A 21,244-nucleotide genomic window follows, 5' to 3' on the forward strand; every position below is an offset into this window, starting at 1 on the left:
CGCGCATCAGTAGGCCCCTTGCCCGTAGAGCACCGCACGCAGCGTCTTCCACAAGATCACCGTGTCCAGGGCGAGGGACCAGTCCTCCACGTACCGCAGGTCGAGGCGGACCGCCTCCTCCCACGACAGATCGCTGCGCCCGCTGATCTGCCACAGGCCGGTGAGCCCGGGCTTGACCAGCAGCCGTCTTCGGATGTCCGGGCCGTACGCGGCGGACTCCTCCGGTAGCGGAGGCCGCGGTCCGACGAGTGACATCGATCCGGTGAGCACGTTGAAGAGCTGTGGGAGCTCGTCGAGCGAGTACCGGCGCAGCACCGCTCCCACCCGGGTCACCCGTGGATCCCGGCGGAGCTTGAACAGCAGGCCCGCGCCCTCGTTGCGGTCGGCCAGCTCCGCGCGTGCCCGGTGTGCGTCGGCGACCATGCTGCGGAACTTGAGCATGGTGAACTCGTGGCCGTCCTTGCCGACCCGGCGCTGGCGGTAGAACACCCCGCCCCGGCTGTCCATCAGCACGAACAGCGCGACGAGGATCATCAACGGCGCGAACACGAGCAGCAGGATCGCGGCGCCCAGCCGGTCGACGACCCCCTTGATCGCCCGGCGGCCGCCGGTGAAGGTCGGCATGCTGACCCGTAGCAGCGGTATCCCGAGCACCGCGTCGACGTGCAGCCGTGGGCCGGCCACCTCCATCAGCACGGGGGCCACGATCATCTCGGCGTCGCTGCCTTCGAGGTTCCAGGCGAGCCGTTGCAGTCGGTCCGGTGACCAGTGCGGGTCGGGTGTGACCGCGACGACGCGGTAGCCGTCGTGGCGGACGTGCTTGGCGACGTCCTCCAGCAGGCCGATGACCGGCACTCCGTCCAACTGGTCACCGTCGAGCCCGCCTTGCTCGCCGTCGATCCCACGGCCGTCCGTCGTGCACACGGCCTCCACCCGCCAGCCGAGGTGCGGGAATTTGCGGGTGCGGTTGATCAGGTCGCGCACGGTTGCCGGGCTCCCGGCGGCGAGCACCGGTCTCAGGCAGCGTCCTTCGTTGCGCTGTTTGTGCAGCCAGAGACGGAGCACATACCGCTCGGTCATCGTGACGAGCGCGATCGCCGGGATCGCGACGAAGATCCAGAGCTTGATGTTGCGCGAGGTCAGGGCGATCCCGCCGAGCGCCAGCACGACGGTCGCCGTGAACAGCGAGCGTCCGAGCCGACGGAATTCCTCGGCACCCTGGCCGAGCACGGCCGGAGCCCACGACCGGCTCACCGCGAGCGCCCCCAGCACCAGCAGCTGGGTGCCGAAGGCGAGAATCCCCCACTTCTCATGCCAGTTGGCCGCGTCCCGGGCTCCGAAGAAGTCGCCGATCGACGCCACCACGAAGGCGGTGGCCACGGTGTCGCTGATGATCACGGTACGGCGGTACCGCTGTTCCCAATCGGTCGCGGGCTGGCTGATCGCCCCGTTCGCCAGACGCTCGCGCGCCGACGGAAAAGGGCCGAGTATTCCCCCCTGCCGCACAGAACCCCCCAAGGTCCCCAGTGTTTCGGCGTCGCTGCCTCACACTGTTTCGCCCCCTGCGGAGGGTCCCCGCCCCCCGCACTGTGCCTCCCCTCGGGAGGCCCCCACCGCGCTGTTCCCCCTCAGAAGGCCACCGCCCCCGGCGTATGGCGTCCCGGCTGTCCCAGAGCTATGTGCACAACCCTGGCAGCAGTGGACTCTCAGGTCCTGCCAGGCTCTCGACGTATCCGGAAACCTGTCGGGACTTCGGGTGCTCCCCGCGCACCAAGTCCCGCTTGAGCTCCAAGAATTGATCACCCCCACGTCCGGCGCGAGAGACGCGGCTACTGGCCGTCCACAACGCAAGACTTATAGATCATCTTTTGTCGCCTGGTGTCCCAACCATGCGAAAGCACGGTCAATCTAGACCATCTGGGGCCGCCTGGAGAGAGGTCTGTGTGGACTTTGTGCTCAAGATTTGCAGGCGGGTCCACAGATCGGCGACCGCCTACGGGTGCCTTGGTGACGGAAAACGTGCGGTGCGCTCTGGGACGGCGGGAGTTCTCCGAGCCGACGGCACCGGCGACCCGAGGCGTCCCGGCACTGATCGACGACACCCGGGAACAGGACCTCACCGCTCCGTTCGCGCAGGCAGACGCCGAGGACGGCCTCGACCGGGTCGTCGCCGTCGACCCCGAGATCGTGCGCGCCGACCAGCACGCCGCCGAAGCCCACGCAAACCGGCCCCGGCCGTGACGGGTGCCCAATCGGCCAACCCGCATGCCTGTGTGGCGCACTCCTCGCGAGCCGTCCGACCCCACCTCGGAGGCAGGGTATGCGCGCGGTCGTGCCGCGAGGCCGATCAGATCGCCACGCGCGAACGCCGTGGCGGATCCGGTGGCCGGTCGCCGGCCTTCGCGTCGATCCCGCCGCGGTCCGGGCGGACGACCGCCGCACGCAGCCCGCCATAGGTGTCCGCTCGGCGGAGAACTCGTCTGCGTGAAACGGCATTGGGGATTTACCGGTCATGGACCGCTGTTCCCCAGCGGTCTCCAAGAATGATGAAGGGGCGGTCCCGGATTCCTCCGGAACCGCCCCTCACCCACGACTCCATAGAGTCGGGACGACAGGATTTGAACCTGCGACCCCTTGACCCCCAGTCAAGTGCGCTACCAAGCTGCGCCACGTCCCGCTCGCGCCACACCCGGTCGGCCGGGTGAACACGCAGGTAAAACCCTACCGCATGTGACAGGTCACTTCGGCGGCGTCGGGGTGTCGTGGGTGCGGTACATCGCCTGGATGTCCAACTCCAGCTGGACGGTGGGGCCTACGACGGCGATGCCCCGGGCCAGCATGCTGCGCCAGTTCAGGGTGTAGTCCTCGCGGTGCAGCTCGGCCGTGGCCAGGGCGGCACAGCGGAGTTCCTCGGCGTAGCCGCCGTTGACCGTGCCCAGGTAGGTGGTGTCCAGGTTCACCGAGCGGCTCACGCCGTGCATCGTCAGCGAACCCTGCAGCGTCCATTTGCTGCCGCCGCGGTAGGCGAACCGGGTGCTGGCGAAGTCGATGTACGGGTAGCGCTCCACGTCGAGGAAGTCGCCGGAGCGCAGGTGGTTGTCCCGCGTGGTGTTGCCGGTGGTGATGCTGGACGCGTCGATGCGGACGTGGACCTGGGAGTCGGTCATCTCCCGGGCGATCTGGATACCGCCCTGGAACCGCTCGAACCGGCCGTGCACATGGGCCATGCCGACGTGCTTGGCGATGAAGCGGATCGCGGTGTGCGGCGGGTCGAAGAGCCAGGTGCCGGGCGGCGGGAGTTCCTGGGCACGGCCGGGCTGGAGCCAGACCCGTTCCGTGGGCCCGGCGGTTCCGGCGACGATCTCGACCGCCTCCTGGTGCGGCTGGAGTCCCTGGGCCGAGACGAGGAGGCTGTAGCGGCCGGGCGGCAGGGCCGCGAGGAAGAAGCCGTACGGGTCGGTCGTACCGGAGGCCGTGACGCGGTGCGAGTCGAGAGCCGTCACCGTCACGTCGGCGGAGGCCATGGGCACGCCCATCGGGTCGACGATCTCACGGCCGAAGCCGCCCGCGCCGGGCGGAAGGGGGAGCGAGAGGCCCGCCGCCGTGGCGGAGGCGCCTTGGGGCCGCCAGCGCCGGAGCAGTGCGAGGGCCATGGTGATCACCTTTCTTCACAGCAGTCGTACAGGCATACGGCGCCAGACGACACGCTCCCGATCCTTGGCGCTCCGGCGGTGAAACGGGTGTCTCATATCGAGACACCCGTTACGCCCGTTCCGCCGCCGATGCCTCGTAACGGCGGACGATCGGCTCCAGGTAGTCCGCGTGCGGGCCCGCCAGGAGCGGGAGTTGGGCGGTCGAGTGGATCAGGGCGATGCGGTCCAGTTCCGGGTCGCGGCCCTGCGCCCGCTCCGCCGCCACCACCGCCTCGAACCGCTCGTACAGCCGCTCCGCCGGGAGGGACGGTGCGCGGAACAGAACACCGATGCCGCCGTTTCCGGCGCGGATGACGTTCCAGAAGGTGAGGTCGTCGGGCGAGGCGTCGATGCCGGCCTCCTCGCTCAACTCCCGTGCGGCGTGCCGGTGCAGGGCCGCCATGTCGAGCGGCTCGTCGCCCTCGGGGGGTTCGAGCGAGCCTCCCGGCAGTTGCCAACGGCCCGGCGCCGCCGTGGAGTTCGACATCCGGCCCACCAACAGGCGTCCGTCGTCGGCCGGTTGGAGGACGGAGACGAAGAACGACGGCAGCCACGAGGTCGAGAACGGGACGCGCCGCAGGGCGAAGTGCCGGTACGTCGTCCGGACCCAGGAGACGGTCAGCTCGTCCGGCCCCTCCCGCCGGGTGCCCGCGCACACCAGGACCGGCCCGTCGAAGTAGCTCGGGTTGTCCCGTACCTTCGCGTCCCACACCTCGTTCATGGCCAGCCGCTCCTCGGGCGTGAGCCGAGGAGCGGCGGTCTCGACGAACCGGAGCCGGTGGACGTCCAGGAGTTCGGCACGGAAGCGCCGCGCGCTCTCTTCGATCATCGGTTCATGCTGGCACACCGGCCGGGTCAGTTCAGGGCGCCGGGAGCCATCACCGACGCTTCCTCCTCCGCCTTCAGGAGCGCAGACTCGGAGGCGCTGACGGTCCTTCCTCCGCTACGGCCGGACCGTCGCGGCACCAGGAGCGCGGCCAGCGCGGCGCCGAGGAGCAGCACCGCCAGCAGCGTGAACCCGTGGGTGTACCCGGAGTCGTAGGGCAGGCCCGAGGCCTGCAGGTGGCCGGTGACCAGGACGCTGGTGACCGCGGCGCCGATCGAGCCGCCGATGGTGCGGATGTTGGCGTTCATGCCGGTCGCGGCGCCGGTCTGCTCGGGCGGGACGCTGCCGACGATGAGGTTGGCCATGGAGGCGAAGGCGAGTCCGATGCCGAGGCCGAAGATGCCTGCCACGAGGGCGATCTGCCACTGCTGGTCGTGCCAGAGAGCGAGGATCGCGCAGGCGACCGCGCCGAGGGCGGCACCGGTGGTGAGCAGGGTCTTGGCTCCGACGATCGGTTCCAGACGGCCGCTGAGCACGCCCGAGACGAACATCGCGATCAGCATCGGCAGCATGAGGAGTCCGGACGCGGTCACGCTGGCGCCGAAGCCGTAGCCGGCGGACGACGGGGTCTGGACGAAGCCGGGCAGGAAGGACCAGATCGCGTACATGCCCGCGCCGAACAGCAGCGCGGCGGTGTTGGTGGTCCACACGGACGGCAGGCGCATCACCTTCAGGTCGATGAGCGGACTGCGGGAGCGGGCCTCCGAGAACAGCCAGGCCGCGAAGAGGACGACGGCCGCGGCGAACAGGCCGACGACCCGCACGGAGCCCCAGCCCCAGCTGCTCGCCTGGCTCAGCGGCAGCAGCAGGGCGACCAGCCAGCCCGAAAGGACCACGGCACCCAGCCAGTTGACGCGTCCGACGGCCCGGCTGGGCGACTCGGGGACGTAGCGCACGGCGATGAGGGTGGTGACGGCGACGATGGCGACGGGGAACCAGAACAGCCAGCGGTAGTCGAGCGCGGTCACGATGGGACCGGCGGCCACCATGCCGACGCCACCGCCCGCGGCGATCACAGCGGACAAGTTGCTGATGCTGCCCGGGACCTGGGACGCGTCGAACTCGTCCCGGATGATGCCGAAGGACAGCGGGAACAGCGCGCCGCCGACGCCCTGGACGACCCGGGCGATGATCAGGACGCCGATGTTGGGGGCGAGCGCGGCGACCAGACAGCCGGCCAGCACCGCCAGGAGGACGGCGACGAGGGTGCGTTTCTTGCCGACCAGGTCGCCGACGCGGCCGAGTATCGGGGTGAAGACCGAGGCGGACAGCAGATAGGCCGTCATCACCCAGGTCGCGGTGGACTGGGAGGTGTGCAGCGCGTGCTGGACGGTCGGCAGGGCCGGCGCGATCAGCGACTGCAGCATGGAGAACACGCCCGCACCGGTCGCGAGGACCGCGAAGGTGAGGCGGGAGGACTTGCGGGGCATCGAGAGCCTCTCCGGAACAAGCGAACGGGGGTGCGCCCGCGCATGGCTCTGCGGGGGAACGCGCCCACACTGCTAAAGTGGAGGTACCCCTCCACCATAACGGAGGCACACCTCCGGTTCAACCGAGCCCGCCCCTGGGAGGCACCCGTGACGGCCCCACCGTTCCCCGTCAGCGAGATCGTCGCGGCCCAGAGACCACACCGCAAGGACGCCGCCCGCAACTACGACGCCCTGCTGGCCGCCGCCCGCGAGGCCTTCGCGGAGCACGGTTCGGAGGCGTCACTGGAGGACATCGCGCGCCGTGCGGGTGTCGGCATCGGCACTCTCTACCGCAACTTCCCGACCCGCCGGGCCCTCTTCGAGAGCGTCTACGCGGACGAGGTGAACGCGCTGTGCCAGGTCGCCCTGTCCGTCGCCGACCAGGAGCCGTGGGAGGCGCTGGCCTCGTGGCTGAACCGTTTCGCGGGCTACATGGTGACCAAGCAGGCGGTGCGCGAGGCGCTGGACAACGACTCGGAGATCTTCGGGACCTGCCGCGAGTCGATGTTCTCGGCGGGCGGTCCGCTGTTCGAGCGCGCGCAGAAGGCGGGCGCGGCCCGCACGGACATGGACTTCGGTGATCTGCTGCGCCTGGTGGCCGGGGTTGCCGGGACGAAGTTCGTGGACGACACCCAGCGCGACCGCGTCCTGGCGATCGCGCTGGACGGCGTCCGCACGAACCACTGACCGCGCGGACTGCCGAACCGCCGTTTACACGGGGGGTGTTCCCTCGTACGCGGCGCGCAGCAGCGCGAGCACCCCGTCCTCGGTGACGGGCCGGGGGTTGGCGTACGCCTGGCTCACCGCCTGTGCGGCCGCCGTCGCCAAGTCGCCCTCCTTCATGCCGAGTTCGGCGAGCGAGCGCGGTGCGTCGAGCCGCCTCGCCAGGTCCCACAGGGCGCGCGGCGCGTCGTCGGCGTCCAGCGCGCGGGCCACGACGGAGGCCGTCAGCGGTGCGGCGGGCGCGTTGTACGCCAGCGCGTACGGCAGCACCACCGTGTGCGTCTCCGCGTGCGGAAGGCCGAAGGTGCCGCCGAGGACATGGCACAGCTTGTGGTGCAGGCCCATGGTCGTGGCCCCGAGGCAGGAGCCGCACAGCCACGCCCCGTACAGGGCACCGCCCCGAGCCGCCAACGACCGCGGTTCGGCGGCCAGTTGGGGCAGTGCGCCCGCCAGTGCCCCTACGCCCTCCTCCGCCATGAGGGCGATCAGGGGCGAGGTGTCCGGGGCGTACAGGGCTTCCACGGCGTGCGCGATCGCGTTGATGCCGCTGGTCACCGTGAGCGGTACGGGGAGTTCCAGGGTGAGTTCGGGGTCGTAGACGACGCTGCGGGGCAGGACGGCGGGGTCGCGGCCGGTGCGTTTGGCGCCGTTCTCGGTGAGGCCCCAGACCGGGGTCATCTCGGAGCCGGCGTAGGTGGAGGGCACGGCGATCAGCGGGAGGCCGGTGCGCAGGGCGATCGCCTTGCCGAGGCCGACCGCCGAGCCGCCGCCGACCGCGACGCAGCCGTCGGCACCCAGCGTGCGCGCCAACTCGACCGCCCGGTCGGCGACTTCGACCGGGACGTGCATCTTCGCCTCGGCGTGCACCCCGGCGCACACCTCCCCCAGCGAGTCGGCGACCGCCCGCGCGGTCTCGGCACCCCGGGCGCCCGAGAGCACCAACACCCGCCGCAGACCGAGCCGTTCGGCCTCTCCGGCGGTCGCGGTGAGCGCGGCGCCGGGGCGGAACACGACGCGCATGGGCTGGGCGTCGTAGGCGAAGTCCAGGAAATCCTTCACGCGCGGTCCAGGACGAGGTCGAAGCGGGCCTGGCGGAAGGGGTTCCCGATGCCGAACTCCCTTGCCAGGGACGGGTCGTCGGTCGGGGTGAAGTCCTCGACGAGGCTCTGTTTGACGGCGAAGACGGCGTCGGAGTCCAAGTAGTCGCTGCCCGCCACGAAGATGTGGGTGGTGACCGGGGAGTGGCCCTCGGCCGAGGCGATGAAGTGGATGTGGGCGGGGCGGTAGGGGTGGCGGCCGGTGGCCTTGAGGAGTTCGCCGACCGGGCCGTCCGTGGGGATGGGGTACGGGCTCGGAACGCAGGTGCGGAACCAGAAGCGGCCTTCGGCGTCCGTGGTGAACAACCCCCGTCCGTTGCCCGGGGGTTGGACGTCCGGCTGCTGCACGTCGTAGAAGCCGTTGCCGTCGGCCTGCCACACGTCGAGGAGGGCGCCGGGGAGCGGGGTGCCGTCGCCGGAGACGATCCGGCCGCTGACCACGCAGGGCTCGCCGCCGCCCACCAGGTCGATGTTCGCGCCGAGTTCACGGACCGGCGACTCGGTCATGTGGAAGGGGCCGAGGACCGTCGACTCGGTGGAACCGGCGGCCCGGTCACCGTTGATGGTCTCCACCAGCATCGACATACCGAGCACGTCCGACAGGAGGATGAACTCCTGCCGGGTGTCCGTGCACATCTTCCCGGTCTCCGTCAGGAAGCCGATCGCCCGCTCCCACTCCGCCTGGGTGAGGCGGGTCTCCCGCGCGAACGCGTGGAGGTGCCGGATCAGGCCGGTCAGCAGTTCACGCAGGCGGGGATCGGCCGTCCCCTCCAGACTGGCGACGGCCTCGTCCGTGACGGTGACGTCAGTGGTCATTGCGGCTCCCTACCCTGTGCGAACTGCCTCTGTGTGAAATGTCAGCCGTGCCCGAGGATGCGTCGCAACACGTCCGTGAGCAACTGTCCGGCGTTCTCGGCCGCGTCGGCGTGGCGGAAAGCGACATAGCCGTCGGGGCGGACGAGGAGGGCGCCCCCGTCGGACACCTCGCTGAGGCGGGCCCAGTCGCCGTACGGGTCGTCGTACTCCTGGCCGGGGCCGATCACGACCGTGGCGATGTCCAGGGGCTGCGCCCGCGCCGCGCGCACCCAGGCCTCGCCGCCGATGCCGGTGAGGAGGGTGAAGCGGCCCTTGCCGACCGTGTCGAGGGTCGAGACGGTGCGGGAGCCGGCGGTGATCCAGGCGTGCGGGAGCTTGGCGCCGGGGCGGGAGCTGGGCTGGTGGTACAGCTCGCGGTCGCGTTCGAAGCCGGGGTCGGGCGTGCCGTCCGGGACTACCGCGGTCGAACTCTCCGCGGAATAGCGCTGGTTGAGGTCGACGCCGTGCGCGTTGAACTCGTACACCTTGAAGGCGATCGCCTCGCGCAGCGCGGCCCGCTGCTTGGCCGCGGCCGCCGTGGCGTCCTTGCGGGCCTCGATGTTGGCCCACAGCTGCTCGGGCGTCTGCGGGGAAAGGCCGTCCAGCGCCTCGAAGATCGGGGCGGTCTCGCCGATGGACTTGTTGGCACGGGTGACGATCTGCTTGCCGACCGGGGCGCGTTCGGCGTCGTAGCTGTCGAGGAGCTTCGACGTGGCGGTGCCGTCGAGGACCAGCTTCAGCTTCCACGCCAGGTTGTAGGCGTCCTGGATCGACGTGTTGGAGCCGAGCCCGTTCGACGGCGGGTGGCGGTGCACGGCGTCACCGGCGCACAGGACACGGCCGTTGGCGTAGGTCTCGGCGTACATCTCGTTGACCGTCCACGCGGAGGACGACTTGATGGTCACCGGGATCTCGTCGTCGCCGACCAACTGCCGTACGACGGACAGGGCGTACTCCTCGGTGAGGTCGGGGGCGCCGGCCGTCACGTCGTAGCCCCACACGATCAGCCACTCGTTCCAGGGCTTGACGCAGCGCACCAGGCCCGCGCCGATGCCGCCGACGGTGGCGCCGGGGGCGAGCACCCAGTAGAGGGTGGAGGGCCGGTGGGCGGTGTACTTCGACAGGTCCGCGTCGAAGACGATGTTGATGCTGCCCGCGACGCCCATCTGGCCGCCCATCGGCAGCCCGGCGTCCTCGGCGACCTGCGAGCGGCCGCCGTCGGCGCCGATGAGGTACTTGGCGCGGATCTGGTACTCGTCGCCGCGCAGCCGGTCCTCGACGGTGACCGTGACACCGTCCTCGTCCTGGACGAAGGACTTGTAGACCGTGCTGAAGCGGACGTTGGAGCCGCGCGCGAGCGCCGCGTCGATCAGGACCGGCTCCATCAGGTGCTGCGGCATGTCGCACATGCGGGTCGGGCTGGCCAGGTCGTGGGCGGCCTGCACGAGCGGCTCGTTGCCCCAGGAGCGGATCCGGCCCAGCTCCTCGCCGGCGAGGCTGGTGCAGAACGTGGTGTTGCCCATCAGGTTCTGCGGCGTGGCCTTGGCCAGCACCTCGTCCTCGACGCCGAGGTCGCGCAGGACCTCCATGGTGCGCTGGTTGGTGATGTGCGCGCGGGGCGTCCTGGTCAGGCGCGAGTAGCGCGTGACGACGATGTGCGGCACGCCGTAGGTGCTCAGCGCCAGCGCGGCACAGGCCCCGGCCGGGCCGCTGCCCACGATCAGTACGTCGGTCTCGACAACGTGCACGGCGGGACGCTCCAGGGGTGAGGCAGGGGTGCGACGGAGGTGGGGCAGGCTGAGACAGGGTTAGGCAGAGGTGAGAAAGGCACCGACTCTTCACGATCATGATGCGGGCCGGACCTGCTCGGGTGTCTCATTACGAGACAGTTACAGCCCCTCGGCGACCGCCGCCACGGGCCCGATACGGTGAGAGGCGTCATGACCACCCTGGATCACTCCCCCGCCCTCGCCCCGCTCCGCCAGGCACGCGAACGGTTCCTGAGCGGCCGCCCGCTGCCCGACGACGTCCCGGACGAGGTCCTCGCGGCCTGGCGCCGCGCCCGCTTCTTCGGCGTACGGCACGACCTCGACGGACCGGTCCAAGAACCCGAACTCCCCGCCGAATCAGCCCTGTTGGAGGCGGCGCGGCCCGTCCTGGAACGCATCGCGCCGGCGCTCGGCCACTCGGCGCTGCTCCTCACCGACGAGCGTCTGCGGGTGCTGTGGACCACGGGCGAGGTCCCCGGCGACGACCGCTGCCGCGATCTGTCCGAGCGGGCGGTTGGCCACAACAGCGCGGCCCTCGCCCTGCGCACCCGGTGCCGGGCCGAGGTGCACGGCCCCGAGCACTTCCTCGACGTCTGGCAGGACGTGTCCGCCGTCAGCGTGCCCCTGCTCTCCCCGGATTCCGGGCAGGCACTGGGCACGGTGACCGTCGCGTCCGCCCTGTGCGCCGGCTGCGGCCCGCATCCCGGGTCCGCCCTCGCCGAGGCGACGGCCACAGCCATCGAAGCAGAACTGCTCGCCCGCTCCCGCACCGCCGAACGGGTGCTCCTCGACGCCTACGCCCGGGCGGTCGCCCACGGTCCGGCCCGCGCGATCGTCGCCCTCGACGGCCGCAACCGCCTCGTCAGCGAGGCCGCCGTCCGCCTCGCGACACCTCAGGTACTGGCCGCACTGGAACGGTCCAGCACGAGCGAGCGCACCTCCGGCGCACGGCCGCCCCACGACTCACGGCCGCCTCAGGACACCGGGTGCGGTCAGGTGTTGGAACGGTCCCACGACGCCGGGGGCGCTCCGAGCCGGGAGCGGCCGACCGACGCCGGGGGTGGCTCATTGTTGGAACGGTCCCACGACGCCGTATGCCGTCCAGCGCAGGAGCAGTCCTACGGCGTGACGCTCCCCGCCGACGCCGGGTGCACCGCCGAGATCACTCCCGTACGACATGAGGGGCGCGTCCTCGGGATCGTCGCCGTCCTGGAAGCGCGCGCCGCCGAGGTGCCGGTGCCGCGTCTCGTTCCGCGCCCCGCGCTGGCGCTCGCGGGTGGTTCGGTGCCCTGGCGGCACGCGGTCGCCAGGGCGGTGGAGCTGGCCCGGGTTCCGGAGCCGCTGCTGCTGACCGGTGAGCGCGGGAGCGGCAAGACCGCGCTGGCCCGTGAACTGCTCGGCGGGACCGTGCCGTTGGTCGCCGATGCCGCCGAGTCGCCCGAACTGGGCGTGAAGTACAGCGAGTTGGCCGACGGCCGCCCACTCCTGCTGCGGCACGCGGAACGGCTGGCCCAGCCGGACGTCGCCGCGCTCAACTCCCTGCTCGACGAGCACCCGGACGTCCATCTGCTGGTCACCTACACGCCCGGTACTCCCCCGGGCCCGTGCTTCCAGCGACTGCTGGACACCTTGGCGGCCCGGTCGGTGACCGTGCCCGCGTTGCGTGAACGCCCGGAGGACGTAAGGGAGTTGCTGCCGGTCCTCGCACCCCGTCCGGTGCCGGGACAGCCGCCGCTCACCTGGACCCTGGACGCGTTGCGCGCCCTGGAGGAACACCCCTGGCCCGGGAACGTCACCGAACTCGCCCATGTCGTCAGGGCGTTGGCGGAACACCGGCGGGTCACCGGCCCGGTGCGACGGGCCGAGCTGCCCGATCCCGTGCGGGAGGGTCCCGCGGCCCGGCGGCTCAGCCCGATGGAGCATGCCGAACGCACGGCGATCCTGGCCGCGTTGCGCCGGCACGGCGGCAACAAGGCGCGGGCTGCTGCCGCGTTGGGGATCGGCCGGGCGACGCTGTACCGCAAACTGCGCGGGTACCGGGACGTCCTGTAGGCGGGTGCCGTCGCGCGAGCAGGCCGAACGGGCCTATTTGATCAGGGCGTTGGCCACGACGACCACCACCCCGAGCAACGCGTCCACCGCCCCGATGGCCACGGCGGCCACCCAACTCCGCGCCGACCAGCGGGCCGTGACCAGCCCCAGGCAGAACAGCAGCGCGATGTTGAGGACGAACGCCGCGTACTCGACGCCGTTCGCGGGCCACCAACCCCAGCCCGCCCCGGCCAGCAGCAGCACGGTCGGCAGCGCGGCGGCGACCAGGGGCCACTCGTCGCGCAGGGTGCGCAGGGCGTCCCACCGGCGGTGCGGGGCCCGCTCGGCGATGTAGTGGGCGTACCCGTGGGCGAGTGCCGAGGCGGCCGCGGTCACCAGCAGCCACATGGCGTCGTAGCGGCGGCTGGCCCGGTCGGTGTGGCCGTACTGGGTGAGCGCGGCGACCATCGAGCAGGCGAGGACGGCGCCGTAGACGCCTCCGAAGAGGATGTTCTCCCGGGTTGCGTGCGAGTGCGGCTCGGGGACGGCTGCCGTGGTCTGCGCCATGCCCTCCACGATCACCCGGCCCCGCCCGGGCCGCCACTCCGCGACGAAGTGTCCTCCCACCTGGGCCGATACCCCACACAGTGTCCACGTCTGGACCGGTCCACCCCGGCTAGGGTCGCGGCATGACGCACAGTTTCGTAGTCCGTGTCCCCGACGCCGAGCTCGAACCGGAGCCGCTCGATCCGGCGCAGATCGTCTCCGGTACGCCCGAGGTCACCGGGAAGGTCGTGTGGGAGTCCGAGGACGGCAAGCAGATCCGAGGGATCTGGCAGATCACCCCGGGTGTGGTCACCGACACGGAGGCGGACGAGCTGTTCGTCGTGATCAGCGGCTCGGCGACCATCGAGGTCGAGGGCGGGGAGACGCTGACGGTCGGTCCCGGGGACCTGGCCGTGCTGCGCGAGGGCGACCGTACGACGTGGACGGTGCACGAGACGCTGCGCAAGGCGTACGCGATCAACCTGTGAGCCGGCTCAACCTCTGAACGGGGTCAACGCGGCGGTGTCGTAGGCAAGTTGTAGGGCGTGACGACCTGGATCGCGGACGGCAGGGTCGGGCCCGCGGGCGGCAGCGCGTCGTGGGCGCGCATCACGATGCGGCAGGCCTCGCGGACGTCCTGGCGCAGGTCGTGGTGGAGGACGGCCGACAGGTGCTGCTCGTGCAGCAGCCGGGTGTTGTCGTGGTCGAGGTCGTGCGCGACGAACACGGCGCACTCGCGGCCCAGGTCGGCGAAGGCGCGCAGGGTCGCGATGTTGCCGCCGCCGATCGAGTAGACCGCGCGGATGTCCGGGTCGCGCTTCAGGGCGGCCCGGACGAGCTCGTACTGGGTGGCGTCCAGGCCGTGGCCCTCGGTGATCTCGACGAGCGCGCGTTCCGGGTAGCGGGCGCGCATGGTGCTGCGGAAGCCCATCTCTCGCTCTTCCTCGTTGCGGAAGAAACCGCTGCTCAGGCTGGTGAGGACGTTGCCGGGGCGGTCGCCGAGCCACTGGCCCATCAGGTAGGCGGCCGTCGCGCCCGCCGCCCGGTTGTCGATGCCGACGTAGGCCAGGCGGGCGCTCGCGGGCAGGTCGGTGACCAGGGTGACGACCGGGATCCCAGCGGCGACGAGCCGTCCGACGGCGGCGGTGATCTCGGGGACGTCCGGCGCCTTGAGGATGACGCCCTGCGAGCCGCGCCGCACGATCCTGTCCAGGGTCCCGACCAGCTCCTTCACCGGCGCGGTCTCCCGGAAGTGGAAACGTGAGCGCACGACGGCCGGGTGCAGGTCGGGCAGCTCGGCCTCCAGCGCGTTCCGTACGGCGGTGGAGAAGCGCTCCGGCGTCTGCATCACGATGTCGATCATGAACGTACGGCCGACGAGCCTGACCTGGGTGCGCTGCCGGTCGAGATCGGCGATGGCCTGGCGCACCTCACGCTCGGTGCTCTCGCGCACACCGCCCCTGCCGTTCAGCACCCTGTCCACCGTGGCCTCGCTGAGACCCGCCTGACGTGCGATTTCCCGGATCGGGAAGGGGTGTCCCACCGGTCGTCTCCTTGAGGGGTTTTTGATGGCTTGCTGCTGGTTGTTCGAAGGGTTTGTACTGACAAGAATGACAGGACAGCACCGCTCCGTGACCCGAGGGGACGACGATGTCCTTCACATCAGCAGAAACCCGCGCCTGGCTCACCGAGCAGGACTGCGACCTCGACGCCTTCCGCGCGCTCGTCGAGCAGCCGACCGACCTGGCCGACTTCCCGTACGCGTCCTCGGTCGAGCGGAACGTCCTCGTCTACGACAGTGACCGGCTCCGCAAGTCCGTGGCGGCCGGCGAGTGCCACGAGGTGCAGGCCGAGCTGGTGCGGGCGTTCGCCGAGGGGCCCGGCATCGTGGTCCTCCAGGGCGCCTTCCCGGACCTGTCGGTGGTGGACCGTGCGACCGAGGTGTTCGAGGCCCTGATCGCCGAGCAGCGCGCCTCGGGCGCGGGCGCCGGGGACCACTTCGCGAAGCCCGGGGCCAACGCCCGGGTGTGGAACGCCCTGGAGAAGGCCGCGCTCTACGACCCGGAGGCGTTCGCCGACTACTACGCGAACGACGTCCTGGCCCTGGTGTCCGTCGCGTGGCTCGGCCCCGGCTACCAGGTCACCTCGCAGATCAACGTGGTCCACCCGGGCGGCGCCGCGCAGACCGTGCACCGCGACTACCACCTCGGGTTCCTGACGAACGAGGTCGCCGCCGGGTATCCGGCGCACGTGCACCGTCTCTCCCCCGTGCTCACGCTCCAAGGGGCGGTCGCGCACTGCGACATGCCGGTCGAGTCGGGGCCGACGATGTATCTGCCGCACTCCCAGAAGTACGAGCCCGGCTATCTGGCGTGGCGACTCCCGGAATTCCAGGCCTACTTCGAGTCGCACTACATCCAACTCCCGCTCGCCAAGGGCGATGCCGCGTTCTTCAACCCGGCGCTGTTCCACGCGGCCGGCACCAACCGCACGGCGGACGTGCGGCGGATGGCCAACCTGCTCCAGGTGTCGTCCGCGTTCGGGCGGGCGATGGAGACGGTGGACCGCGAGGCCGTCAGCAACGCGGTCTTCCCGGTCCTGCTCCAGCGCAAGGCCGAGGGCGTGGGCGAGGAGTGGCTGGACACGGTCGTCGCGGCGAGTGCCGAGGGCTATCCGTTCCCGACCAACCTGGACAACGACCCGCCGGTCGAGGGTCTTGCCCCGCCTTCGCAGGCCGACCTCGTGCGCCGCGCGGTGCGTGAGGCCTGGGACCCGCAGGCACTCCGCGGGGAACTGCGGGCCGGTGCCGAGCGACGAGAGAGCTGAGGGGATCATGGGGCTTCGACTCCTCGACGACAAGGTCCTCCTCGTCAACGGCGGCAGCCAGGGCGTCGGCGCCGCGATCGTCCGGGCTGCGGTGCGCGAGGGCGCGACGGTCGTCTTCACCGGCCGCCGCGCCGAGGTGGGCGAGAAGCTCACCGCGGACACCGGCGCCCGCTTCGTGCGGGCCGACCTCTCCGATCCGGCACAGGCACGCGACAGCGTCGTACGGACCGTAGAGGCTTTTGGACGCGTCGACTGCCTCGTCAACGCGGCGGGGCTGACGTCACGCGGCTCGCTGCTGGACACCACACCGGAACTGTTCGACCAGCACATGGCGATCAACCTCAAAGCACCGTTCTTCGCCATGCAGGCGGCGGTCGCCGACATGACCGCCCGCCAAGCGCCGGGCACGATCGTCAACATCGGCTCCAACTGCGCCCACGGCGGACCGCCCTACCTCGCCCCGTACTCCACGGCCAAGGCCGGTCTCGCGGGCCTGACCCGCAACGCCGCGCACGCCCACCGCTTCGACCGGATCCGGATCAACACCGTCAACATCGGCTGGACCGACACCGAGGGCGAGGACGCCACCCAGCGCGCCTTCCACGGCGCGGGCGACGACTGGCGCGAGCAGGCCGCCGCCCGTCAGCCGATGGGCAAGCTCGGCCAGCCGGACGAGATCGCCGACTTCGTGGTGTTCCTGCTGTCCGACCGGTCCGGAGTGGTCACCGGTTCGGTGATCGACTGGGACCAGAACGTCCTGGGCGCCCTCGACTGACCGTCCGCGTCCGGCAAGTGACCCGCCGCAAGAAAACTGCCACACCAAACCCGCACCCCTCAAGAAAGCAAGAGCCCCCATGCGCATCGGAATCCTCGGCCTCGGCCGCATCGGCGCCTTCCACGCCGAGACCCTGTCCGGACTCGACGTCGTCGAGTCCCTCGTCGTGGCCGACCCGTTCGCGGAGGCCGCGAAGAAGGCCGCCGAGCGGTTCGGCGCCGAGGTCGCGGACTCCCCCGAGGCCGTGCTGGCCGCCGGGATCGACGGTGTCGTCATCGCCGCGGCGACCGACGCCCACCCCGGCCTGATCCTGGCCGCCGTGGAGGCGGGCATCCCCGTCTTCTGCGAGAAGCCCGTCGCCAAGACGATGGCCGAGGGCGTCCAGGTCCTCAAGGCCGTCGAGGGCAGCGATGTGCCGATCCAGATCGGCTACAACCGCCGCTTCGACGCCGGCTTCGTCGCCGCGCGCGCCGCCGTACAGTCCGGCGAGCTGGGCAAGCTGCACACCGTGCGCTCCACCACGCTGGACCCGGCGCCGCCGCCCGCCGCGTACATCGCCGCGTCCGGGGGCATCTTCCGGGACTGTTCGGTCCACGACTTCGACATCATCCGCTGGGTGACGGGCCGCGAGGTCACCGAGGTGTACGCGGTCGGCGGCAACCGGGGTGCCGAGTACATCAAGGAGGCGGGCGACGCCGACACCACCGGCGCGATCCTCACCCTCGACGACGGCACCATCGCGGTGGTCTCCAACTCCCGCCACAACGCCCGGGGTTACGACGTCCGCATGGAGATCCACGGCTTCACGGACTCCATCGCGGTGGGCCTGGAGGACAAGCTGCCGCTACGCTCGGTCGAACCGGGCGTGACGTTCCCGGCGGGCACCCCGCACGACTTCTTCATGGACCGCTTCACGGCCGCCTACCGCACCGAACTCACCGCGTTCACCGAGGTCGTGGCCGGCACCCGCACCTCGCCGTGCACCGTCGCGGACGCCCTGGAGGCGGGCTGGATCGCCGACGCCTGCACCCTGTCGCTGCACGAGCACCGCCCCGTCACCATCCAGGAGGTACGGGAGGCATGAGCGGTCCGGGCCGGGAACCCCTGCGCATCGGAGTACTGGGAGCGGCTCGGATCACCGAGAACTCCCTGATCGGTCCCGCCCGGACGACCGGCCACCGCGTTGTCGCGGTGGCCGCGCGCGACCGGTCCCGGGCCGAGGCGTACGCCGCCGCGCACCGCGTCGAACGGGTCACGGACTCCTACGCAGACCTGATCGCCGACCCGGAGGTGGAGGTCGTCTACAACCCGCTGGCCAACGGCCTGCACGGACCGTGGAACCTCGCCGCGCTCACGGCGGGCAAGCACGTCCTGTCGGAGAAGCCGTCGGCGAGCAACGCGGAGGAGGCGGCCGAGGTGAGGGAGGCCGCCGCCAAAGCCGGGACGGTCTTCATGGAGGCCTTCCACTACCTCTTCCACCCGGTCACCCGGCGCCTGCACGAGCTGCTGGCCTCCGGTGAACTCGGCGAACTCCGGCACGTCGAGACGCTCGTCGCGATCCCGGCCCCGCCGGACACCGACCCGCGCTGGTCCCTGGACCTGGCCGGCGGCGCCGTGATGGACCTGGGCTGCTACAGCCTGCACGCCCAGCGGATGCTGGCCCCCTGGGCGGGCGGCGCCCCGCAGTTGGTGAAGGCCCGCGCCGGTGAACGCGCGGGCGCGCCCGGCGTCGACGAGTGGCTGGACGCCGACCTCGTCTTCCCCAGCGGCGCCACGGGCTCGGCCCGCTGTCACATGGCGTACGACGAACTGGTGATGAGCTGCCGGATCGTCGGCAGCCGCGGTGAGGCGTTCGCGCCGAACTTCGTGCTGCCGCAGCTGGACGACCGGGTCGTCATCCGGACGACGGACGGCGAACGCACCGAGCGGCTCGGCCGGCGGTCGTCGTACACCTATCAACTGGAGGCGTTCGCCGCCCGGTTGAGGAGCGGCTCGCCGCTGCCGATGGGAGCGGACGACGCCGTGGCGACGATGACGTTGATCGACGCGTGCTATCGGGAGGCGGGGCTGGGACCCCGACCGCGAAAAGTGTGACACTTCTCGGCGAAGAGTCACACTTTTCCGCGACAGGTACGGCGGCCCCGCGAACTCACCGGTACAACGCGGGCCGCTCCACCAACTCGACCTCCACGCGCACGCCGTCCTCCAGCGCCCGCACCCCCGCCTCGCACACGGCCGCCGCCGCGTACCCGTCCCACACGCTCGGCCCGGTCACCTCGCCGCGACGGGTCGCGGCGACCCAGGTCTGGATCTCACGGTCGTAGGCTTCGGCGAAGCGTTCGACGTAGTCCTGGGCGATGGTGCCGCCCCAGCGGCCGGCCATGTTGGTGACCATGGCGTGGCCGTCGCCGATGCGGGCGGTGCCGCGTTCGCAGACGACCTCGGCCTGGACCTGGTAGCCGAAGCCGCAGTTGACGAACATCTCGACGTCGACGATCGCGCCGCCGTCGGTCTCGAAGACGACGAACTGCGGGTCCTGGAGGCCGTCCGGGGCGCTCGCCGTGGGGCGCGGGCGCAGCACCGTCACGGCCGTGATCTCGTGGCCGAGCAGCCAGCGCGTGGCGTCCGTCTCGTGGGCCACGGAGTCGCTGATGAGCATGGAGCTGGTGAAGAAGGGCGGGCTGGCGGCGTTGCGGTGCCGGTTGTGGAGCATGAGCGGTCTGCCCAGCTGGCCTGTTTCCAGAAGGGACTTGAGCTTCATGTACTCGGCGTCGTAGCGGCGCATGAAGCCGACCTGCACCCGGCGGTGGCCGAGGCGCCGCTCCGCCTCCATCACCCGGAGCGCCGAGGCCGCGTCCGGCGTGAGCGGCTTCTCGCACAGGACCGGGAGGTCGTGCTCGAAGGCGGCGAGGAGGGCCGCCTCGTGGGCGGGGCCCGGTGAGGCGACCAGGACCGCGTCGACGTCGGCCGCCGCCATCGCGGCGGCCGGGTCGGTGTACGCGGTGCAGCCGTCGACACCGGACGCGATCCGTTTGGCGCGCTCCGCGTCGATGTCCACTACGGCGGTCACCCGGGCTCCGTTGACCACGTCCTGGATCCTGCGGACGTGGTCGGCGCCCATTTTTCCGGTTCCGACGACTGCCACTCCGAGCGGGTCGCGCGGGTTCATGGCCATCGGCCGTCCTTTCGGGTCGTCAGGCACCGCAGGAACGGAGGAACTTGCGGGTGCGCTCCGCGATGGGGAGCGGCTTGTCCGGCTCGCACGGGTACATGTCCTGCTCGACGATCGCGAACAGCTCCACGCCCAGGCGTTGCGCCGCGATCAGCACCGGCTCCAACTCCGGTACGCCGGACGGCGGTTCGCACATCACTCCGCGCGCCACCGCCGGTCCGAACGGCACCTCGTTCCTGACGACGTCGGCGAGGATCTCCGGGTCGACCTGCTTGAGGTGCAGATAGCCGATGCGTTCGCCGTACGTCTCGATCAGCTTGACGCTGTCGCCGCCGCAGTAGGCGTAATGCCCGGTATCCAGACAGAGGTTGACCAGTTCGGAGTCGGTCGAGTCGAGGAAGCGCTCGACGTGGTCCTCGGTGTCGAGGTGGGTGTCCGCGTGCGGGTGGACGACGATGTCGAGCCCGTACGCCTCCTTGACCTCGTGCCCGAGCCGCTCCATGCCCTTGGTGAGGTGGGCCCACTGCTCGCCGGACAGCTCCGGCGGCTCCAGGATCTCGGCGGTCTTGTCGTCCCGCCAGAAGGAGGGGATGACGACCAGGTGCCGCGCGCCCATCGCCCGGGTGAGCGCGGCGACTTGGCCGACGTGCTCCCATGTCGCGTCCCAGACGGACGGACCCCGGTGCAGGCCGGTGAAGACCGTGCCCGCGGAGACCTTCAGGTCACGCCGGGCGATCTCGTCCGTGAGCCGGGCCGGGTCGGTCGGCAGATAGCCGTACGGGCCCAGCTCGATCCAGGGGTAACCGGCCTGCGCGACCTCGTCCAGGAACCGTTGCCACGGCACCTGTTGGGGGTCGTCCGGGAACCACACGCCCCACGAGTCGGGGGCAGAGCCGACCCGGATGCGGTCCAGGAAGGGACGGTCCGACATGTCAGGCGGTCCCTTCGGGAGACGCGGCCACCGGCGCCTTCAGGGACTTCTCGTCGGGGAGTTCCTCGACGTCGACGCCGCGGACCTGGGACAACTCGTGCTTGAGCGCGGCGAGTTCGGTGCCACCGGCCATGTGGTTGGTGAGCTCTTCCAGCGTGATCTCGCTGCGCTCGGCGGAGAGTTCCATCGTGCCCAGCCGCAGGACGCTGAAGTGGTCGCCGACCATGTAGGCGTGGTGCGGGTTGTGGGTGATGAAGATGACCCCGAGACCGCGTTCCCGCGCTGCGGCCACGTACTTCAGCACCACGCCGGACTGCTTGACACCCAGCGCGGCGGTCGGCTCGTCCAGGATCAGGACACGGGCCCCGAAGTAGACGGCACGGGCGATCGCCACACACTGACGCTGACCGCCCGACAGGGTGCCGATGGGCTGGTCCAGGTTGTCCAGGACGATGCCCATGTTGCGAAGTTC

At 71.0% G+C, this 21,244-nt stretch carries 20 protein-coding genes and 1 tRNA gene; 8 read left to right on the forward strand and 13 right to left on the reverse strand.

All coding sequences use genetic code 11. From position 1 onward, the window contains the following. Window positions 1-6: 6 nt before the first annotated feature. Window positions 7-1,506 (reverse strand): sugar transferase, encoded by a 1,500-nt coding sequence (locus ACGFY9_RS44210; RefSeq protein WP_393764112.1) that lies wholly within the window; start codon window positions 1,504-1,506, stop codon window positions 7-9. A 501-nt stretch (window positions 1,507-2,007) separates the two neighbouring features. On the opposite strand from ACGFY9_RS44210, the gene ACGFY9_RS44215 reads away from it, so the two are divergent. After that, window positions 2,008-2,241 (forward strand): hypothetical protein, encoded by a 234-nt coding sequence (locus ACGFY9_RS44215; protein ID WP_393764068.1) that lies wholly within the window; start codon window positions 2,008-2,010, stop codon window positions 2,239-2,241. Between the two features lie 362 nt (window positions 2,242-2,603). Here ACGFY9_RS44215 and ACGFY9_RS44220 read toward each other — a convergent pair. From ACGFY9_RS44220 to ACGFY9_RS44235, 4 genes are all read right to left on the reverse strand, one after another. Beyond that, window positions 2,604-2,677, reverse strand: a tRNA-Pro gene (locus ACGFY9_RS44220). Between the two features lie 61 nt (window positions 2,678-2,738). Continuing rightward, window positions 2,739-3,653, reverse strand: a complete 915-nt coding sequence (locus tag ACGFY9_RS44225; RefSeq protein WP_393764070.1) for a YceI family protein — start codon at window positions 3,651-3,653, stop codon at window positions 2,739-2,741. 109 nt (window positions 3,654-3,762) lie between these two features. Beyond that, complete coding sequence (locus ACGFY9_RS44230) at window positions 3,763-4,521, reverse strand: NUDIX domain-containing protein (protein ID WP_393764072.1); 759 nt, start codon at window positions 4,519-4,521, stop codon at window positions 3,763-3,765. A gap of 26 nt (window positions 4,522-4,547) precedes the next feature. Continuing rightward, on the reverse strand, window positions 4,548-6,008 hold the full coding sequence (locus ACGFY9_RS44235; protein WP_393764074.1) for an MFS transporter: 1,461 nt from the start codon (window positions 6,006-6,008) through the stop codon (window positions 4,548-4,550). Between the two features lie 147 nt (window positions 6,009-6,155). Here ACGFY9_RS44235 and ACGFY9_RS44240 point away from each other — a divergent pair, with 147 nt between their 5' ends. Beyond that, window positions 6,156-6,734: a TetR/AcrR family transcriptional regulator gene (locus tag ACGFY9_RS44240; RefSeq protein ID WP_393764076.1), complete on the forward strand. Its 579-nt coding sequence runs from the start codon at window positions 6,156-6,158 to the stop codon at window positions 6,732-6,734. A gap of 24 nt (window positions 6,735-6,758) precedes the next feature. On the opposite strand, the gene ACGFY9_RS44245 is transcribed toward ACGFY9_RS44240, so the two are convergent. Genes ACGFY9_RS44245 through ACGFY9_RS44255 form a run of 3 tightly spaced genes read right to left on the reverse strand, consistent with a single transcriptional unit; the run spans window position 6,759 to window position 10,470 of the window. Next, a complete protein-coding gene (locus ACGFY9_RS44245; RefSeq protein ID WP_393764078.1) occupies window positions 6,759-7,829 on the reverse strand; it encodes a maleylacetate reductase in 1,071 nt (356 codons plus the stop codon). Continuing rightward, window positions 7,826-8,683, reverse strand: coding sequence for an intradiol ring-cleavage dioxygenase (locus ACGFY9_RS44250; protein ID WP_393764080.1), 858 nt, complete (start codon window positions 8,681-8,683; stop codon window positions 7,826-7,828). Before ACGFY9_RS44250 ends, ACGFY9_RS44245 begins: the two co-directional genes overlap by 4 nt. A gap of 41 nt (window positions 8,684-8,724) precedes the next feature. Then, a complete protein-coding gene (locus tag ACGFY9_RS44255) occupies window positions 8,725-10,470 on the reverse strand; it encodes an FAD-dependent oxidoreductase (protein WP_393764082.1) in 1,746 nt (581 codons plus the stop codon). A 192-nt stretch (window positions 10,471-10,662) separates the two neighbouring features. On the opposite strand from ACGFY9_RS44255, the gene ACGFY9_RS44260 reads away from it, so the two are divergent. Next, window positions 10,663-12,543: a helix-turn-helix domain-containing protein gene (locus ACGFY9_RS44260; protein WP_393764083.1), complete on the forward strand. Its 1,881-nt coding sequence runs from the start codon at window positions 10,663-10,665 to the stop codon at window positions 12,541-12,543. A gap of 33 nt (window positions 12,544-12,576) precedes the next feature. Here the strand turns inward: ACGFY9_RS44260 and ACGFY9_RS44265 are convergent, their stop codons facing one another. Further along, window positions 12,577-13,089 carry a hypothetical protein gene (locus tag ACGFY9_RS44265; RefSeq protein ID WP_393764085.1) on the reverse strand — a complete coding sequence of 171 codons (513 nt, stop codon included), beginning with the start codon at window positions 13,087-13,089 and terminating at the stop codon, window positions 12,577-12,579. Window positions 13,090-13,211: 122 nt separating this feature from the next. Here ACGFY9_RS44265 and ACGFY9_RS44270 point away from each other — a divergent pair, with 122 nt between their 5' ends. Beyond that, entirely contained in the window at window positions 13,212-13,556 is a 345-nt protein-coding gene (locus ACGFY9_RS44270) for a cupin domain-containing protein (protein ID WP_393764087.1), read from the forward strand. Between the two features lie 23 nt (window positions 13,557-13,579). Here ACGFY9_RS44270 and ACGFY9_RS44275 read toward each other — a convergent pair whose 3' ends face one another. Then, complete coding sequence (locus ACGFY9_RS44275) at window positions 13,580-14,611, reverse strand: LacI family DNA-binding transcriptional regulator (protein WP_393764089.1); 1,032 nt, start codon at window positions 14,609-14,611, stop codon at window positions 13,580-13,582. A 107-nt stretch (window positions 14,612-14,718) separates the two neighbouring features. Here ACGFY9_RS44275 and ACGFY9_RS44280 point away from each other — a divergent pair, with 107 nt between their 5' ends. The 4 genes from ACGFY9_RS44280 (at window position 14,719) to ACGFY9_RS44295 (ending at window position 18,763) form a co-directional block, all read left to right on the forward strand. Continuing rightward, window positions 14,719-15,894, forward strand: coding sequence for a phytanoyl-CoA dioxygenase family protein (locus tag ACGFY9_RS44280; RefSeq protein ID WP_393764091.1), 1,176 nt, complete (start codon window positions 14,719-14,721; stop codon window positions 15,892-15,894). A 7-nt stretch (window positions 15,895-15,901) separates the two neighbouring features. Continuing rightward, the gene (locus tag ACGFY9_RS44285; RefSeq protein WP_393764093.1) at window positions 15,902-16,669 is read left to right on the forward strand and encodes an SDR family oxidoreductase; all 768 of its coding nucleotides are present in this window, start codon (window positions 15,902-15,904) and stop codon (window positions 16,667-16,669) included. Between the two features lie 79 nt (window positions 16,670-16,748). Further along, a complete protein-coding gene (locus tag ACGFY9_RS44290) occupies window positions 16,749-17,753 on the forward strand; it encodes a Gfo/Idh/MocA family oxidoreductase (protein WP_393764094.1) in 1,005 nt (334 codons plus the stop codon). Further along, complete coding sequence (locus ACGFY9_RS44295; RefSeq protein WP_393764096.1) at window positions 17,750-18,763, forward strand: Gfo/Idh/MocA family protein; 1,014 nt, start codon at window positions 17,750-17,752, stop codon at window positions 18,761-18,763. The genes ACGFY9_RS44290 and ACGFY9_RS44295 overlap by 4 nt, the downstream gene beginning before the upstream one ends. A gap of 55 nt (window positions 18,764-18,818) precedes the next feature. Here the strand turns inward: ACGFY9_RS44295 and ACGFY9_RS44300 are convergent, their stop codons facing one another. The 3 genes from ACGFY9_RS44300 to ACGFY9_RS44310 form a co-directional block, all read right to left on the reverse strand. Beyond that, window positions 18,819-19,838 (reverse strand): Gfo/Idh/MocA family protein, encoded by a 1,020-nt coding sequence (locus ACGFY9_RS44300; protein ID WP_393764114.1) that lies wholly within the window; start codon window positions 19,836-19,838, stop codon window positions 18,819-18,821. 25 nt (window positions 19,839-19,863) lie between these two features. After that, on the reverse strand, window positions 19,864-20,772 hold the full coding sequence (locus ACGFY9_RS44305) for a sugar phosphate isomerase/epimerase family protein (protein ID WP_393764098.1): 909 nt from the start codon (window positions 20,770-20,772) through the stop codon (window positions 19,864-19,866). Window position 20,773: 1 nt separating this feature from the next. After that, on the reverse strand, window positions 20,774-21,244 hold a 471-nt coding region (locus ACGFY9_RS44310), incomplete at its 5' end, for an ATP-binding cassette domain-containing protein (protein WP_393764100.1).

Origin of the sequence: Streptomyces sp. NPDC048504, from assembly GCF_043200035.1 — a bacterium.
Lineage (GTDB): Bacteria > Actinomycetota > Actinomycetes > Streptomycetales > Streptomycetaceae > Streptomyces.